This window comes from Yersinia intermedia (genome assembly GCF_900635455.1).
Classification (GTDB): Bacteria; Pseudomonadota; Gammaproteobacteria; order Enterobacterales; family Enterobacteriaceae; genus Yersinia; species Yersinia intermedia.
On record NZ_LR134116.1, the window covers coordinates 509,016 to 526,393 of the forward strand.

Sequence of the window (17,378 nt, forward strand, 5' to 3'; positions counted from 1 at the left end):
GACAGGAGGATAGCATGAGTTTGGCGGACACAGCATTGTGCTGTGTCCGATTTTTCTGCAAATTAGCGTATTAACAGGTAAATATTCTCTTCACCACGCACAATATTCAGTGCAATTACCGCCGGTTTTGCGTCAAGAGCTTTACGCAACTGAGTAATATCCTGAACCCGGACACGGTTTACCGCAATAATTACATCATCTTTCTGTAAACCAGATTGCGCAGCAGGTGAGCCTTTGGTCACGCTCTCAACTTTGATCCCCTTGCTGCCACCTTTAATTTCGCCATTGCTCAGGGATGCGCCCTGCAATGAGGCTGATAAGGTTTCTGCACTGGTTGATGTCGGGCTGCTGTTTTCCAGTGTTACGGTAACTTCAAGCGGCTTCCCATCGCGCAGCAAGCCAACTTTAATGGCTTTACCTGGCCCTGTGGTACCCACTTTGGCGCGCAACTCAGCAAAACTACTGATTGGTTTACCTTCCACGGAAACCAGCACATCACCGGCTTTGATACCCGCTTTAGCAGCGGCTGATTTTGGCAACACTTCGCTGACAAAAGCACCACGCTGAGCATCAATATTAAAGGCTTTTGCCATGTCAGCGGTCATTTCGCTGCCACGAATCCCCAACAGCCCGCGTTTTACTTCGCCAAACTCAATCAACTGCTGACTGAGGCTCTGTGCCATGTTACTTGGAATAGCAAAACCTATACCAATATTGCCGCCGCCTGGGGCCAAGATTGCGGTGTTAATCCCAATCAATTCGCCATTGAGGTTAACCAGTGCACCACCAGAGTTACCCCGGTTGATGGAGGCATCTGTCTGGATAAAGTTTTCCAATCCTTCCAGATTTAAGCCACTCCGCCCCAAGGCTGAAATAATCCCGGAGGTGGCTGTTTGCCCCAAGCCAAATGGATTACCAACAGCAACGGCAAAATCCCCCACCCGCAGGTTATCGGAGTCGGCCATTTTAATCGCAGTCAGATTTTTGGCATCGGTTAACTGCAATAACGCGATATCGGTTTGTTCATCTCGTCCAAGCAGTTTCGCATCATATTCACGGCCATCATTGAGCTGAACACGAATTTTATCCGCATTATTGATAACGTGATTATTCGTTAGTACGTAGCCTTTTTCGGCATTAATGATAACGCCAGAACCTAACCCCTCGAATGGGCGGTTGCTTTCTTTACCGGTTGGCGCATTCGGGCCAAAGAAAAATTTGAACTCTTCTGGTAAACGTTGCTGCTGTACCTGTGTTCCTGAAACATGAACACTGACGACGGCGGGCAAAACTTTTTCCAGCATCGGTGCCAGGCTAGGGACTGCCTGCCCGGCTACTGCCGCTGGGAGAGCTGCTGCGTTCACCATTGGAACAGACGCGAGACCTAAGCCGACACTCAATGCCAGCGCACTAAGAAGTAATGACTTTTTCTTCATTGATTTAAACTCTCTCAATACCTAACGGTGAATGAATAGGATGGATGGCTGTTACAGGCCCGTTGCAAATTAAGACTCTGGCTAAGCTAAAAAATTCACTTATTTCAAAAGGCTACTGCTGTCCTAAATATAAGCATCCTAAGATATGCTTGATATAAGGTTCGCTATGAAGCAATTCAAGGAGAGGTAAGTATAGAAGTGTAAATGTGCTGACTACGGCAGTATGAGGAACACCCCACCGTAGTCAGTATGATAGCTAAGCGCGTGCTTAATCGCGGGTCTGATGCTCCGGGCGTAATAACCCCGATGCGCCTTCAGAGTAATCCCGAGGTGGCATTTTAACCGGTGCCTGATCGTTATCGGCTTCAGATTCAGTCAGACGGTAGCGGAACGGGTTATCTTGCAGTGGCAAGTCCGGTAATAAATTATTGGAGCTTTTCGCCATATGCTGATAAAGCTGGCGATAGTCGCGAGCCATATTATCCAACAACTCAGCACTGCGGGCGAAATGCCCAACCAGTTCCTGACGGTACTCTTCCAAGTCTGTTTTGCTCTTCTCCAGCTCATTTTGCAGCACTTGCTGCTGACGCAATTTGCGGTTGCCAAAGCGCATAGCTACCGCGCCAATCACGATACCAACAACCAACCCAATAAGCGCATACTCCCAGGTCATGGTGACTCCTTTTTTGACTTCATTGTTCAGCAGGACTTTTTCACTTAATAATACCCACTATAACCGTTAACCTTGTCTGAGTGGAATCCTGATACAACTTTGCTTATGGTTATCAGGCTTTCTTCGCAGTGACAGTGTCGGTAAATGCGGCGATTGCCCGATAAATCAGCAATAAAGTACCGCAAAAAGTAGATAACTATTTTATCAGGGATTGTTGATAAACATGCAACCAACTACACCTACAGCACTTTACCAGCAGGCACTCGCTGCTGGCGACTATCAACCGGATGAGGTACAACGGCGTGCAGTAGCACGGCTGGACACACTTTATCAGGAACTAAACCAACGTCAGAGCGCACGGCCTGTGAACACCAGTCTGCGTGGGCGATTGAACCGTTTGATTGGCCGTGCAGCACCACGGGCCTCGATTCGCCCAGCCCAGGGGCTATATATGTGGGGCGGTGTTGGGCGGGGTAAAACCTGGCTGATGGATCTGTTTTTCCACAGTTTGCCGGGCGAGCGCAAGCTTCGGCTGCACTTTCATCGTTTTATGTTGCGGGTACACCAAGAACTGACCGAGTTGCAAGGCCATGAAAATCCATTGGAAATTATTGCCGACGGTTTCAAAACACAGACTGATGTGCTGTGTTTTGATGAGTTCTTTGTCTCGGATATTACTGATGCCATGTTACTGGCGACATTGCTGGAGGCACTCTTTGCCAGAGGTATCACGCTGGTTGCCACCTCCAATATTCCGCCGGATAATTTGTATCATAATGGGTTACAGCGTGCCCGTTTCTTGCCAGCCATTGAATTGATTAAACAGTATTGCGATGTGATGAACGTCGATGCCGGCATTGACTATCGCTTGCGTACCCTGACTCAGGCAAATCTTTACCTGACGCCATTGAATCCACAAACTGAACAGGCGATGGACGATATTTTTATCAAACTGGCCGGTAAAGAGGGGGAGCGGGCGCCAATACTGGAAGTCAACCATCGGCCATTGCCTGCTATTTGCTCAGCCCAAGGCGTTTTGGCGGTGGATTTCCATACATTATGTGAAGAAGCCCGCAGCCAGTTGGATTACATTGCTCTGTCCAAGCTCTATCACACGGTGTTACTGCACAACGTCCACCGTATGGAGACGCGCGATGAGAATACTGCCAGGCGTTTTCTGGCACTGGTGGATGAATTTTATGAACGGCGGGTAAAATTGATTATTGCGGCAGAAGTATCAATGTTTGATATTTATTGCGGCGAGCGCCTTAAATTTGAGTATCAACGCTGTTTATCGCGGTTACAAGAGATGCAAAGTGAAGAGTATCTCTCTTTACCGCATCTGCCATAGGGATAATCTGCACAACCGTTATTCACTTCTGACCCGCTAAAATGCTATTCTGTGGTGGGCGATTTTCCTTCGCCCTAACTTAACATGTTTAATTTATACCTTTCTCGTCAAAAACAGTTCGATCTTTAACGTCGACTTCTCTATAATCTTGCGACCCCACGTTACAACAAAGTTTTTTTCCCAAAAACTTTGATAGTGCCGGCATTGGCTATTCGAAGGGGTAGGTTTGCTGGACTGATGGTCGTGTGAGCCTCAACTGTTTTTGAACGTTTGGGTGTTCACCAACGTGTAACTTATTAATTGGGTAAGCTTTTATAATGAAAACTTTCACAGCTAAACCAGAAACTGTAAAACGCGACTGGTATGTTGTTGACGCGAGCGGTAAGACCTTAGGTCGCCTCGCTACTGAACTGGCTAGTCGCTTACGCGGCAAGCATAAAGCGGAATACACCCCGCACGTTGATACTGGTGATTACATCATCGTTCTGAACGCAGAAAAAGTTGCCGTAACCGGTAACAAGCGTACAGACAAGATTTATTACCGTCACACCGGTCATATCGGTGGTATCAAGCAAGCGACCTTTGAAGAGATGATTGCCCGCAGTCCTGAGCGTGTGATTGAAATCGCGGTTAAAGGCATGCTGCCGAAGGGTCCGCTGGGTCGTGCAATGTATCGTAAACTGAAAGTTTACGCGGGTACTGAGCACAATCATGCGGCGCAGCAACCGCAAGTTCTGGACATTTAATCGGGATTATGGCAATGGCTGAAAATCAATACTACGGCACTGGTCGCCGCAAAAGTTCTGCTGCACGCGTTTTTCTTAAGCCGGGTAGCGGTAAAATCGTTATTAACCAACGTAGCCTTGAAGTTTACTTCGGTCGTGAAACTGCCCGCATGGTAGTTAATCAACCGTTGGAACTGGTAGACATGGTTACCAAGTTTGACATGTACATCACTGTTAAAGGTGGTGGTATTTCAGGTCAGGCTGGCGCTATCCGTCACGGTATCACCCGTGCACTGATGGAATATGACGAGTCTCTTCGTGGTGAACTGCGTAAAGCTGGCTTCGTAACGCGTGATGCGCGTGAAGTTGAGCGTAAGAAAGTGGGTCTGCGTAAAGCACGTCGTCGTCCACAGTTCTCCAAACGTTAATTTTTTGCCTTTACGGCATCAGATTGATGGTAAAAACCCGGTGTCTCACCGGGTTTTTTTATGCCTGAAAAACGCCTTTCCACCACAGCACATATTATATTTTCGTTGCTAAACCGTTGTCTGATAAACAATTAATCACGAAATCGTAGCAGCATCCCCACAAAACATGCAAAATCTGGTAAACTATCACCCACTTTTGTGCCTGTTCGGCGAACTGTTGGTGTCTGTATATCTCCCTGGCTGAATGACTATCTCGACCAAGGCTTATTACGGCAACAGATGTCGAGATGACGAACCGGCGGTAAAACGACTCAGGATAGCAACCTAACCGTGGGCTATTCGCACTGTTTTCTAGATAATCTTGGAGGTTTTCATGGCTGTCGCTGCCAACAAACGTTCGGTAATGACGCTGTTTTCCGGCCCGACCGACATTTTTAGCCATCAAGTACGTATCGTACTGGCGGAGAAAGGTGTCAGTGTTGAGATTGAGCAGGTTGAAGCTGGCAATCTGCCGCAGGACCTGATTGACCTCAATCCCTACCAGACCGTCCCTACTTTGGTTGATCGCGAGCTAACACTGTATGAATCCCGCATTATCATGGAGTATTTGGATGAGCGTTTCCCTCACCCTCCGTTGATGCCGGTATACCCTGTTGCTCGTGGTAGCAGTCGTTTGATGATGAATCGCATCGAGAAAGACTGGTATTCCCTGATGCATAAGATCGAACAAGGCAATGCACAGGAAGCTGAAGCAGCCCGCAGACAGCTACGTGAAGCTCTGTTGTCTATCGCGCCGGTATTTAATGAAATGCCTTTCTTTATGAGCGAAGAATTCAGTTTGGTCGATTGCTATTTAGCTCCGCTATTGTGGCGTTTGCCAGTATTAGGCATTGAGTTAATCGGTGCTGGCTCTAAAGAGTTGAAAGGTTATATGACTCGTGTGTTTGAGCGTGATGCATTCCTGGCTTCTCTGACTGAAGCTGAACGTGAAATGCACCTGAAAACCCGAGGTTAATTGTTATGGAGATGTCGGATATGTCTCCGCGCCGTCCCTATCTGTTGCGCGCATTTTACGAGTGGTTGATTGATAATCAACTGACTCCGCATCTGGTTGTGGATGTCACCCGGCCGGGTGTTTCAGTGCCGATGGAATTTGCTCGTGATGGGCAAATTGTATTGAATGTAGCACCACGTGCCGTGGGTAATTTGGAATTGGGTAACGACGAGGTAAGTTTCAATGCCCGTTTTGGTGGCGTTCCTCGTCAAGTTACCGTGCCGATGGCTGCAGTAATGGCTATCTATGCGCGTGAAAACGGTTCTGGCACTATGTTTGAGCCTGAAGAGGCTTACGATTCTGATGTCGATGGTAATTTTGAGGCTTTCGAAGAGGAAGGCAGCGAGACGGCATCGGCTGAGAACCTGACATTAGTCACGGGTGATACTCTGGTGTCACAAGACGACAGTCATTCACCAGATGATGAGCCACCAAAACCGCCACGTAGCGGTGGTCGCCCAGCATTGCGGGTTGTTAAGTAACAAACCACTCTGTTGTCTTGCGCAAAGCGTTACCATACCCATTAAGGGCGGCATTAGCCGCCCTTATTATTTCTGCCAAATAACCAATCATTAAGACAGTTTTTTCAACTCGGCCAGACAGCTATCTCGCTGGCTCATCATATCGCTATTTCTGATAGTCGATAAGGTATGAGTGGCGCGTTGTTGGAAGCTGGCTTTGGCAGCACTGTCTTTGACATCTGCCGGTGCGGTACAAATCTCTGATAATGTCAGTGATTTACTGTCGCTCACCGCTTTTAATACTGCTGCCGGGTTATAAATCAGCGCAGAAGAGAGTGCTGATTTCACCCCAGCAGTGAAATTTGCATTACCGGCATCGGCCAGTTTAGGGGCCATGGCAATCCAGTTGTCATCACCCAGCTTAATATTATTCTCTACCGCAGGCAGTTGCCCAGCCTTTGCCAGTTCGGCTACCACAGCGCGCGCACCACGCGCCTCAATATTGTAACCAACTTCTTGATAATTCAAAGACATAGCCAATGCACTGCTGCTGATTGCCAGCAATCCGCCAGCAATAAAAAGTAAGTGAGATTTCATAACAGATAATCCTTTATTTAAAACAAGGCGTAATAATAAGGCTGGCCATGAGGTCAGGCCAAAAAGCATAGATACAGAAAGTATAAGTACAGAAAGCATAAAACCTATTTGGACTCGGCCTTTACTATAGCGCCTCAGCTATAAAATGCTGCAAATAAGGTGGTTGAGATTGTTACAAAATCTTGAACTGAAGTGGATGTGCGTGGAAAAAAAACAGTAAAAAGGGCTGGATAACCAGCCCTTTAGCGTTACGTTTATGGCAGGATACTTTTACTGTTAGACTTCCAGATAATTCATGATGCCATCGGCGGCTTTGCGGCCTTCAGCAATGGCAGTCACCACCAGATCAGAGCCACGGACGATATCGCCGCCGGCAAAGATTTTTGGGTTACTGGTCTGGAAGGCATTATCAGTGCTCTCAGGCGCGACTACACGGCCCTGTTTATCCAATGCCACGTCATGTGCTGCCAACCACTCCATGCTGTGTGGGCGGAAGCCAAATGCCATTATGACTGCATCTGCGGGCAGCACATGTTCAGACCCTGGGATCTGCTCAGCCACACTACGACCTTGTGCATCAGGTGCGCCCAGTTGGGTACGAACCATCTTCACACCACAGACTTTGCCGTTGCTGTTAACTTCAATGCTCAATGGTTGCAGATTGAATTTAAACTCAACGCCTTCCTCACGGGCGTTTTTCACTTCCCGCTTGGAACCTGGCATGTTGACCTCATCACGACGATAGGCGCACACCACATCGGTAGCCCCTTGGCGAATTGACGAACGCACACAGTCCATTGCGGTATCACCACCGCCTAGCACCACGACACGCTTACCTTCCATATTGATATACGGCTCATGGGCGGTTGCATCAAAGCCCATCAACTGCTTGGTATTGGCAATCAGGTATGGCAGCGCATCATAGACACCCGATGCATCTTCATTTTCCAGACCACCGCGCATCGATTGGTATGTCCCGACACCGAGGAACACCGCGTCATACTCCTGCAACAGAGCATCCATGGTGATATCTTTACCGATTTCAGTATTGAGTTGGAATTCGATACCCATCTCGGAGAAGATTTTACGGCGCTTAATCATCACTTCTTTTTCCAGCTTAAAGGCTGGAATACCGAAGGTCAGCAAGCCGCCAATTTCTGGATGGCGGTCAAATACCACGGCTTGTACGCCGTTGCGTGCTAATACGTCGGCACAGGCCAGCCCGGCAGGGCCAGCACCGATCACCGCGACACGTTTACCGGTCGGGTGAACATGCGACATATCAGGTTTCCAGCCCATCTCTATGGCTTTATCGCTGATGTAGCGCTCGATGTTACCGATAGTCACCGCGCCGAATTCGTCGTTCAGGGTACAAGAGCCTTCGCACAGACGGTCCTGCGGGCACACACGGCCACACACTTCCGGCAAGCTGTTGGTTTGGTGGGCCAGATCAGCAGCTTCCATAATGCGCCCCTCGTTGGCCAGTTTCAGCCAATTAGGAATGTAGTTATGAACCGGGCACTTCCATTCGCAATAAGGGTTACCACAAGACAGGCAGCGGTCTGCCTGTGCTTTGGCCTGGGTTTCTGAAAACGGCTCGTAAATCTCAACAAATTCAATTTTACGGATCTTCAGCGGCTTTTTCGGCGGATCTACGCGCTGTAGGTCGATAAACTGATAAACATTCTGACTCATTTCAACCCCTTACTGCGCTTGAACCCGCAGCTCGGCTGCGGAACGGCTACGGTGGCCCAACAGTGCTTTCACGTCGCTGGATTTCGGTTTAACCAAAGCAAATTTGGTCACCCACTCTGGCCAGTTAGCCAGAATTTCTTCGCCACGGCTAGAACCGGTCAACTGAACATGCTCAGTGATCAGCCCACGCAGATGCTCTTCATGGATTGCCAGTTGATCGACATCCAGGACTTCCACCAGCTCAGGGTTAACACGTTTACGGAATTCACCATCTTCATCAAGAACATAAGCAAAACCGCCGGTCATACCTGCACCGAAGTTAATCCCGGTGCGGCCCAGCACGCAGACAATACCACCGGTCATGTATTCACAACCGTTATCGCCGATACCTTCAACAACGGTAATAGCCCCGGAGTTACGCACGGCGAAACGCTCACCCGCACGTCCTGCGGCGAACAATTTACCGCCAGTCGCGCCATACAGACAGGTGTTGCCGACAATGCTGGCCTCATGGCTGCGGAAGTTGGAGCCGACAGGCGGGCGCACTGCAATACGGCCACCGGCCATCCCTTTACCGACATAGTCGTTGGCATCACCGGTTAGGGTTAGCTCAACACCACCGGCATTCCAGACACCAAAGCTCTGACCGGCAGTACCGGAGAAATATGCTTTGATTGGGTCGGTTGCCAGACCTTGATCACCATGTTTAGTGGCAATCGCCCCCGACAGTGCAGCACCCACGGAACGGTCAGTGTTGCGGATATCGAAGTAGAACGTCTTGCTGTGTTTCGCTTCAATATGTGGTTCAGCTTGTGACAGTAACTCTTTGTTCAGTACGCCTTTATCGAACGGAGGATTACTTTCGGTACAATACAGTGCCTTACCCGGATGTGGCGTAGCGGTTTTCAGCAACGGCGACAGATCCAGCTTGTTCTGTTTGGCTGAGATACCATCCAGTTCCAGCAACATGTCAGTACGACCAATTAAATCAACCAGTTGGCTTACACCCAACTCAGCCATGATTTCACGGGTTTCCCGCGCGATAAACTGGAAGTAGTTAACCACACGTTCAGGCAAGCCGTGATAATGGTCACGACGCAGTTTTTCATCCTGAGTTGCTACACCGGTGGCGCAGTTATTCAGGTGGCAAATACGTAAGTATTTACAACCCAGTGCCACCATAGGCCCAGTACCGAAGCCGAAGCTTTCCGCACCCAGAATCGCGGCTTTAACAATATCAACGCCGGTTTTCAAGCCACCGTCTACTTGTAGGCGGATTTTATGGCGCAGGCCGTTGGCAACCAGCGCTTGTTGCGTTTCAACTAATCCCAACTCCCACGGGCAGCCAGCATATTTCACTGAAGAGAGCGGGCTGGCACCGGTACCACCGTCGTACCCGGCAATGGTAATCAGGTCGGCATAAGCTTTCGCTACACCGGTAGCAATGGTACCCACGCCCGGCTCAGATACCAGTTTCACTGAAATCAAAGCCTTCGGATTGACCTGTTTCAAGTCGAAAATGAGCTGTGCCAAGTCTTCGATTGAGTAAATATCATGGTGCGGTGGTGGGGAGATCAATGTCACTCCCGGTACGGAATAGCGCAGTTTGGCGATATAAGGTGTGACTTTATCCCCCGGTAACTGGCCGCCTTCACCTGGTTTTGCACCTTGTGCCACTTTGATCTGGATAACATCGGCGTTTACCAAATATGCCGGTGTCACACCGAAGCGACCAGACGCCACCTGCTTGATACGAGAAACTTTATTCGTACCGTAACGGGCCGGATCTTCGCCACCTTCGCCGGAGTTAGAGAAGCCACCCAGACTGTTCATGGCGATAGCTAATGACTCATGGGCTTCCGGGCTAAGTGCGCCGATAGACATTGCCGCCGTATCAAAGCGCGTGAACAGTGATTCAGCCGGTTCCACTTGATCCACCGGGATCGGGGTACCTTGCGGTTTAATGGCTAACAGGTCACGCAGCGTGGCAACCGGGCGCTCATTAACCAGCTTGGCATAAGCCTGATAATCGCTGTATTCACCACTGTGAACCGCTTTTTGTAAGGTACTGACCACATCCGGGTTATACGCATGGTATTCACCGTTGTGAACAAACTTCAATAAACCGCCCTGATCCAACGGCTTGCGTTTCAGCCAGGCACGTTTAGACAGATTTTGCAGATCCTGTTGGAAATCACTGAAGCTGGCTCCACCGATACGACTGACCACGCCCTGGAAACAGAGATTAGACAAATCACGATGCAGGCCAACCGCTTCAAACAGCTTGGCACAGCGGTAAGAGGCCACAGTTGAAATGCCCATTTTGGACATGATTTTGTATAGGCCCTTGTTGATCCCATTACGATAGTTAAGCATCACATCGCGATACTTCTTATCAATCGCTTGGCTATCAACCAATTTAGCCAATGATTCATAAGCTAAATAAGGGTAAATCGCAGTCGCACCAAAACCGAGCAGCACGGCGAAGTGATGCGGGTCGCGGGCGCTGGCGGTTTCAACAATAATGTTGGCGTCGCAGCGCAGATTTTTCTCAACCAGGCGAGTCTGGATAGCGCCGACAGCCATTGGCGCGGGTATCGGCAGGCGGTTAGGGGCGATGGCGCGATCAGACAGTACCAGCATTACGGCACCGTCACGGACTTTGCGCTCCGCTTCTTCACATAATCTCAGAACCGCTTGTTCCAGGTCAGTTTCGGCAGGATCAAAGGTCAGATCCACACGATCAGCCCGGTAGTGTTCCCCTTCCAACGTGGTTAGCTGTTGGAAATCAGAGAACAACAGGATCGGCGATTTAAAGCTCAGCCGGTGCGCCTGACCTTCTGCTTCGCAGAACACGTTCATTTCACGACCGATACTGGTCGCCAGTGACATAACGTGTGCTTCACGCAGCGGATCGATTGGCGGGTTGGTGACCTGCGCAAATTGCTGGCGGAAGTAATCGTAAATAATACGTGGGCCGCTGGATAGCACCGCAAATGGGGTGTCATCACCCATTGAGCCGGTGGCTTCCTGACCAATTTCACCCAGCACACGGATGACTTGGTCCAGCTCTTCGCTGCTGTAACCAAATTGCTTCTGATAGGTTTCCAGCGTCGAATCATCTAACTGACGGCTACCCACCTGATCTTCTGGCAGATCTTCGAACGGCACCAGACGCTTAACGTTCTTCTCCATCCACTCTTTATACGGGTGGCGGCTTTTCAGATCGTTATCCGTTTCGGCTGAATGGAGGATCTTACCGCTGCGGGTATCGATCACCATCAGTTCACCAGGGCCGACGCGACCTTTTTCAATCACTTCATCGGGCTGATAATCCCAGATGCCCACTTCAGAGGCACAGGTGATCAGCTTATCTTTGGTGATAACGTAGCGCGCAGGGCGCAAGCCATTACGATCAAGGTTACAGGCGGCATAACGGCCATCTGACATCACAATCCCGGCAGGGCCATCCCACGGCTCCATATGCATGGAGTTGAAGTCAAAGAAGGCGCGCAGGTCGGTATCCATATCCGGGTTGTTCTGCCAGGCCGGTGGCACTAACAGACGCATGGCACGGATCAAGTCCATACCGCCACTGAGGAACAGTTCCAACATGTTATCCAGTGAACTGGAGTCAGAGCCGGTCTCATTGACGAAAGGAGCCGCATCCTGCAAATCAGGGATTAATGGCGTTTTGAATTTATAAGCACGCGCGCGCGCCCATTGGCGGTTACCGGCGATGGTATTGATTTCACCGTTGTGGGCCAGATAACGGAACGGCTGAGCCAGTGGCCAGCGTGGCACGGTATTGGTTGAGAAGCGCTGGTGGAACAGGCAGATTGCCGACTCCATACGCAGATCAGCCAAATCAAGATAGAAGCGTGGCAGATCCGCAGGCATACATAAGCCTTTATAGATCGTCACCAGATTAGAGAAACTACACACGTAGAAATCTTTATCTTCTGAAATACGCTTTTCGATACGGCGACGCGCCACAAACAGGCGGCGTTCCATATCACGTGGACGCCAGCCAGCAGGGGCGTTCACAAAAATCTGTTCAATCCGAGGCAGGGAGGAGAGGGCAATTTCACCGAGAACATCCGGGTTGGTCGGCACTTCACGCCAGCCGATAATCGACAGCGTTTCGTTTTGCAATTCTTCTTCTACAATGCGGCGGCTTGCCTTGGCGAGTTCTTCGTCCTGACTGAGAAACATCATGCCGACGGCATAGTTTTTGGCCAAACGCCATCCGCGTTCTTCAGCGACCATCCGGAAAAAACGATCCGGTTTTTGTAACAACAAGCCACAACCGTCGCCGGTCTTGCCATCAGCAAGTATCGCACCACGGTGTTGCATGCGGGCCAGTGCGTGTATAGCGGTACGCACTACCTTATGGCTAGGTTCGCCTTCTATGTGGGCGATTAGGCCGAAACCACAGTTGTCCCTCTCAAGGGATTTATCGTACAACATATCAGTGAACCTCCCCAGGCTCTGCGAGACTCTCACAAACCGACTCCAGAAGGACATGGTTACATCAGACGGGGTGGGCTGAGAGCCGCGTATTTCGCGACAAATCTGCTTTTCCGCCCTCCGCCAATGGCCTCTTGTGACGGTTCTCACAAGTGGTATAAGACTTGTTTTAAGAGGGAGTCTTAAATTACTGCATAATTATGACTAGACGTTTGCCCGTCTAGAAAGCTTCCAGCGGACCTCCAACTTAGCGAGAAAGAATACTCAGGTCAAATATAGGCTTAAGATATATCTTTAAGGTAATAAATGGGTTTATCACAATGAAAAATATATATTTATTAGCACTTTTAACCCATCGGATACTCGATAAGATAGGCGCGAAATTGTGAGCTGTCTCACTATAGTGCAATCGACAAATCTCTGCACCATGCTAGTGCTGACGGGGATGTTGGAATTAAGTTCTGCATTATTAATATTTATTGGATTATAAAACTATTTTTCACTGAATTGTAATAGAAGCGCTAACAGGTTGGTGGAAATAAGAAAATTTAATCATCGGTCAAGTGATTTTATTTGCATTTATAATGAATGGTTATGCGAAGTTGCACCCAAGGGCATGGGAGTTGATCTCTGTCATCGCGAATTGCATCGCTAGCGGGTAGCCTTAAGCTCTTTTTTGACAGGCAGTGCCAAGATTATGCAGTTGCAGAAATTAGTCAATATGTTTGGTGCGGATTTACAGCACCGCTACGGTGAAAAAGTGCATAAACTCACGCTGCACGGCGGGTTTAGCTGCCCTAATCGTGATGGAACACTCGGCCGGGGAGGCTGTACCTTTTGTCAGGTCGCTTCATTTGCCGATGAGAACATGCAGCAACAAAGTATTGCGCAGCAGCTAGCGGCACAGGCAAAAAAAACTAATCGGGCAAAACGTTACCTGGCTTACTTCCAGGCTTATACCAGTACTTATGCAGAAGTTAATGCGTTAGCCGTGATGTATGAACAGGCTTTAGCCGAAGCTGATATTGTTGGTTTGTGTGTGGGAACCCGGCCCGATTGTGTCCCGGATGCGGTCTTGGATTTATTGAGTGGTTATCACCAGCAAGGTTATGAAGTCTGGCTTGAGTTGGGGCTACAGACCGCTAATGATAAAACGCTCAAACGTATTAACCGTGGGCATGATTTCGCCTGTTATCAGCAAACAGCCCGCCGCGCCCGTGCCCGTGGGCTGAAAGTATGTTGTCATTTGATTGTCGGCTTACCCGGCGAAGATAAGTCACAGAACATGGCAACGCTAGAACAAGTGGTGGCAACCGGTGTTGATGGGTTAAAACTGCATCCACTCCATATCGTGGAAGGTAGCACGATGGGAAAAGCATGGCGGGCAGGGCGGTTGCCGGAACTGGCGTTGGAACAATATGTTGTGACTGCGGGTGAAATGATCCGCCACACTCCAGCGCAGATTGTCTATCATCGGATCTCTGCCAGTGCGCGCAGGCCCACGCTGTTGGCCCCGTTGTGGTGCGAGAATCGCTGGACCGGTATGAATGAGCTGAATAGTTATATGCTTGTCCATGGCGGGCAGGGGACAGCCATTGGGGATGGGTATAGTCATGCTTGAAAAAAGGTTGCCTAAAAGATCGAGTTGCTCGGGGCTAGTATGTCCAGGGGCGCTCCGGCGGCGCACGCCGCTACGACCCCAACGACACACTTCCCCTTGGTTTGGCTTGATGACGTTATCTGCCGTTCGCTTATGATTAGCCCGTATAAAATATTGTTCCCCCAATCTCTCATTGTGATTTGCAATCTTTTGCACACTTCTAATCAAGCCATCTTATCTCTTGCCAGTTTTGCGGTATGATCTATCAGATAAACACTGACAGGGGTTGCTATGAAGCAAATCAGGGTATTAGCCCAGTACTACGTTGATTTAATGGTTAAGTTAGGACTGGTTCGCTTCTCACTGCTACTGGCCTCTGTGCTGGTGTTGCTGGCCATGGTGGTGCAGATGGCGGTGACGTTGGTGCTGAGTGGCTCTGTTGAAACTCTCGATCTGGTACGTTCCATTTTCTTTGGTTTGTTGATTACGCCTTGGGCAGTCTATTTCTTGTCAGTGGTGGTTGAGCAATTGGAAGAGTCGCGCCAGCGCCTGTCACGTCTGGTTGAAAAACTTGAAGTGATGCGTTATCGCGATTTAGAACTCAATAAACAACTGACCGAAAATATTGCTCAACTCAATCAGGAAATTGTTGAGCGTGAAAAAGCAGAAAAAGCACACCTGCAAGTGGTTGATAAACTAAAAGAAGAGATGGGCCACCGTGAGCAGGCGCAGGTTGAGCTGGGGCAGCAGTCAGCGTTATTGCGATCCTTTTTGGATGCGTCGCCAGATCTGGTTTACTACCGCAATGAGGATAATGAATTCTCTGGCTGCAACCGGGCGATGGAGCTGTTGACGGGCAAGAGTGAGAAACAGCTGGTTGGGTTGACGCCCAAAGATGTCTATGCGCCAGATATCGCCGAAAAAGTGATGGAAACCGACGAGAAAGTCTTCCGCCATAACGTTTCTCTTACCTATGAGCAGTGGCTGGTTTATCCCGATGGCCGTAAAGCCTGCTTTGAACTGCGTAAAGTGCCCTTTTATGATCGTGTTGGTAAACGGCACGGATTGATGGGGTTTGGGCGCGATATAACTGAGCGTAAGCGCTATCAGGACGCGCTGGAGAACGCCAGCAGGGATAAGACTACCTTTATCTCAACAATCAGCCACGAGCTGCGTACGCCGCTTAATGGCATTGTTGGCCTGAGCCGCATCCTGCTCGATACCGAATTAGACAGCGAACAGCTAAAGTATCTGAAAACCATTCATGTCAGTGCTATCACTCTTGGGAATATCTTCAACGATATTATTGAGATGGATAAATTGGAACGGCGTAAAGTCCAGCTTGATAATCAGCCAATTGATTTTACAGGTTTTATGGCAGATCTTGAGAACCTTTCGGGTCTGTTAGTGCAGCCAAAAGGGCTGAAGTTCATTATGGAACCGCAATTGCCGTTGCCGGAGAAAGTGATTACCGATGGCACCCGCTTGCGCCAGATTCTGTGGAACTTAATCGGTAATGCCGTGAAATTTAGTCAGCAAGGTAAAATTGTGGTGCGGGTACGGCGTGAGGGGAGTGACCGCCTGATTTTTGAAGTAGAAGATTCAGGCATGGGTATCCCAGAAGATGAGCAGGATAAGATTTTCGCCATGTATTATCAGGTGAAAGATCGCAATGGTGGCCGCCCGGCCACCGGTACCGGCATTGGTCTGGCGGTGTCTAAACGCTTAGCGCAAAGCATGGGTGGCGATATTACGGTGAAAAGTACCCAAGGGGAAGGTTCATGCTTTATCTTGACCATTAAAGCACCTGCGGTGCAGCAAGCCTCTAGCCTGCCATCAGGTGATGACATACCTCTGCCTGCGCTGCATGTATTGCTGGTGGAAGATATTGAGCTGAACGTTATTGTCGCGCGCTCGGTATTGGAGAAATTAGGCAACAGCGTTGAGGTGGCAATGAATGGCCATGATGCACTGGCTATGTTCAAACCTGATGATTTTGATTTAGTGCTGCTGGATATCCAGTTGCCGGATATGAGCGGGTTGGATATTGCTCGCCAAATTCGGGCGGAATATGGGGCAGAGTCATTACCGCCACTGGTAGCATTGACCGCCAACGTACTTAAAGACAAAAAAGAATATTTAGATGCTGGGATGGATGACGTGCTGAGCAAGCCGTTGTCAGTTCCAGCGCTCACGGCCATGATTAAGCAATTTTGGGATCATAAGCCCTCAACCTCGGCGAAAAAACAGGAACATAAAGTGATGCAAACCCATGAATCGTTACTTGATACTGCAATGCTGGAGCAATACATCGATTTGGTTGGCCCACAATTGATTCATCAAAGCCTGGAAATGTTTGAACAGATGATGCCCGGCTATTTGGCGGTGTTGGACTCAAACATGACGGCACGGGACCAAAAGGGTATTACCGAAGAGGCGCATAAGATTAAAGGCGCTGCCGGTTCTGTTGGTTTGCGCCATATCCAGCAGCTTGCACAGCAGATCCAAACACCGACACTGCCAGCATGGTGGGACAACGTGCAAGATTGGGTCGATGAATTAAAATTAGAATGGCGCAATGATGTACAGGTGTTACGTGAGTGGGCAGCGGAAGCTGAAAAAAAATAACCCCGACCGAGGCCGGGGTGCGCGAATACTGCGCCAACACCAGGGAAATCGTCAACCTGCGATACTCGACATACTTCAAGTTACATGTGCGTTGGCTGTTTTCACTCACCCCAGTCACTTACTTATGTAAGCCTCTGGGGATTCGCTCAGTTGCCGCCTTCCAGTAACTCGAAATACTTAGGGTATATTATTTCGATTTCGAGTGAATTCGCAGGTTGTAGGAATTCTCCATACATCATACAAGCAACAACATAGCAAAT

At 49.3% G+C, this 17,378-nt stretch carries 12 protein-coding genes; 7 read left to right on the forward strand and 5 right to left on the reverse strand.

Translation table 11 applies throughout. From position 1 onward, the window contains the following. Nucleotides 1-62: 62 nt before the first annotated feature. Together degQ and zapG are read right to left on the reverse strand one after the other, a co-directional pair. On the reverse strand, nucleotides 63-1,436 hold the full coding sequence (gene degQ / locus EL015_RS02335) for a serine endoprotease DegQ (protein ID WP_005188415.1): 1,374 nt from the start codon (nucleotides 1,434-1,436) through the stop codon (nucleotides 63-65). Nucleotides 1,437-1,704: 268 nt separating this feature from the next. Then, the gene (gene zapG, locus EL015_RS02340; RefSeq protein ID WP_004714934.1) at nucleotides 1,705-2,109 is read right to left on the reverse strand and encodes a Z-ring associated protein ZapG; all 405 of its coding nucleotides are present in this window, start codon (nucleotides 2,107-2,109) and stop codon (nucleotides 1,705-1,707) included. Nucleotides 2,110-2,332: 223 nt separating this feature from the next. On the opposite strand from zapG, the gene zapE reads away from it, so the two are divergent. From zapE to sspB, 5 genes are all read left to right on the forward strand, one after another. Continuing rightward, nucleotides 2,333-3,460, forward strand: coding sequence for a cell division protein ZapE (gene zapE / locus EL015_RS02345; RefSeq protein ID WP_005188413.1), 1,128 nt, complete (start codon nucleotides 2,333-2,335; stop codon nucleotides 3,458-3,460). 317 nt (nucleotides 3,461-3,777) lie between these two features. Further along, entirely contained in the window at nucleotides 3,778-4,206 is a 429-nt protein-coding gene (rplM, locus tag EL015_RS02350) for a 50S ribosomal protein L13 (RefSeq protein ID WP_005188409.1), read from the forward strand. 14 nt (nucleotides 4,207-4,220) lie between these two features. Continuing rightward, nucleotides 4,221-4,613, forward strand: a complete 393-nt coding sequence (gene rpsI, locus EL015_RS02355; RefSeq protein ID WP_005162424.1) for a 30S ribosomal protein S9 — start codon at nucleotides 4,221-4,223, stop codon at nucleotides 4,611-4,613. A 373-nt stretch (nucleotides 4,614-4,986) separates the two neighbouring features. Next, nucleotides 4,987-5,628, forward strand: a complete 642-nt coding sequence (gene sspA / locus EL015_RS02365; RefSeq protein WP_005188407.1) for a stringent starvation protein SspA — start codon at nucleotides 4,987-4,989, stop codon at nucleotides 5,626-5,628. A 5-nt stretch (nucleotides 5,629-5,633) separates the two neighbouring features. Next, complete coding sequence (sspB, locus tag EL015_RS02370; RefSeq protein ID WP_005188405.1) at nucleotides 5,634-6,149, forward strand: ClpXP protease specificity-enhancing factor; 516 nt, start codon at nucleotides 5,634-5,636, stop codon at nucleotides 6,147-6,149. 90 nt (nucleotides 6,150-6,239) lie between these two features. Here sspB and EL015_RS02375 read toward each other — a convergent pair whose 3' ends face one another. The 3 genes from EL015_RS02375 to gltB form a co-directional block, all read right to left on the reverse strand. Further along, entirely contained in the window at nucleotides 6,240-6,725 is a 486-nt protein-coding gene (locus EL015_RS02375; RefSeq protein ID WP_032906961.1) for a hypothetical protein, read from the reverse strand. A gap of 276 nt (nucleotides 6,726-7,001) precedes the next feature. After that, the gene (locus EL015_RS02380) at nucleotides 7,002-8,420 is read right to left on the reverse strand and encodes a glutamate synthase small subunit (RefSeq protein WP_005188401.1); all 1,419 of its coding nucleotides are present in this window, start codon (nucleotides 8,418-8,420) and stop codon (nucleotides 7,002-7,004) included. Nucleotides 8,421-8,429: 9 nt separating this feature from the next. Further along, the gene (gene gltB / locus EL015_RS02385; protein ID WP_032906960.1) at nucleotides 8,430-12,890 is read right to left on the reverse strand and encodes a glutamate synthase large subunit; all 4,461 of its coding nucleotides are present in this window, start codon (nucleotides 12,888-12,890) and stop codon (nucleotides 8,430-8,432) included. Between the two features lie 697 nt (nucleotides 12,891-13,587). Here gltB and mnmL point away from each other — a divergent pair. Next, on the forward strand, nucleotides 13,588-14,511 hold the full coding sequence (mnmL, locus tag EL015_RS02390) for a tRNA modification radical SAM protein MnmL/YtqA (RefSeq protein WP_005188398.1): 924 nt from the start codon (nucleotides 13,588-13,590) through the stop codon (nucleotides 14,509-14,511). 270 nt (nucleotides 14,512-14,781) lie between these two features. Next, nucleotides 14,782-17,118, forward strand: coding sequence for an aerobic respiration two-component sensor histidine kinase ArcB (gene arcB / locus EL015_RS02395; protein ID WP_005188395.1), 2,337 nt, complete (start codon nucleotides 14,782-14,784; stop codon nucleotides 17,116-17,118). Nucleotides 17,119-17,378: the final 260 nt, after the last annotated feature.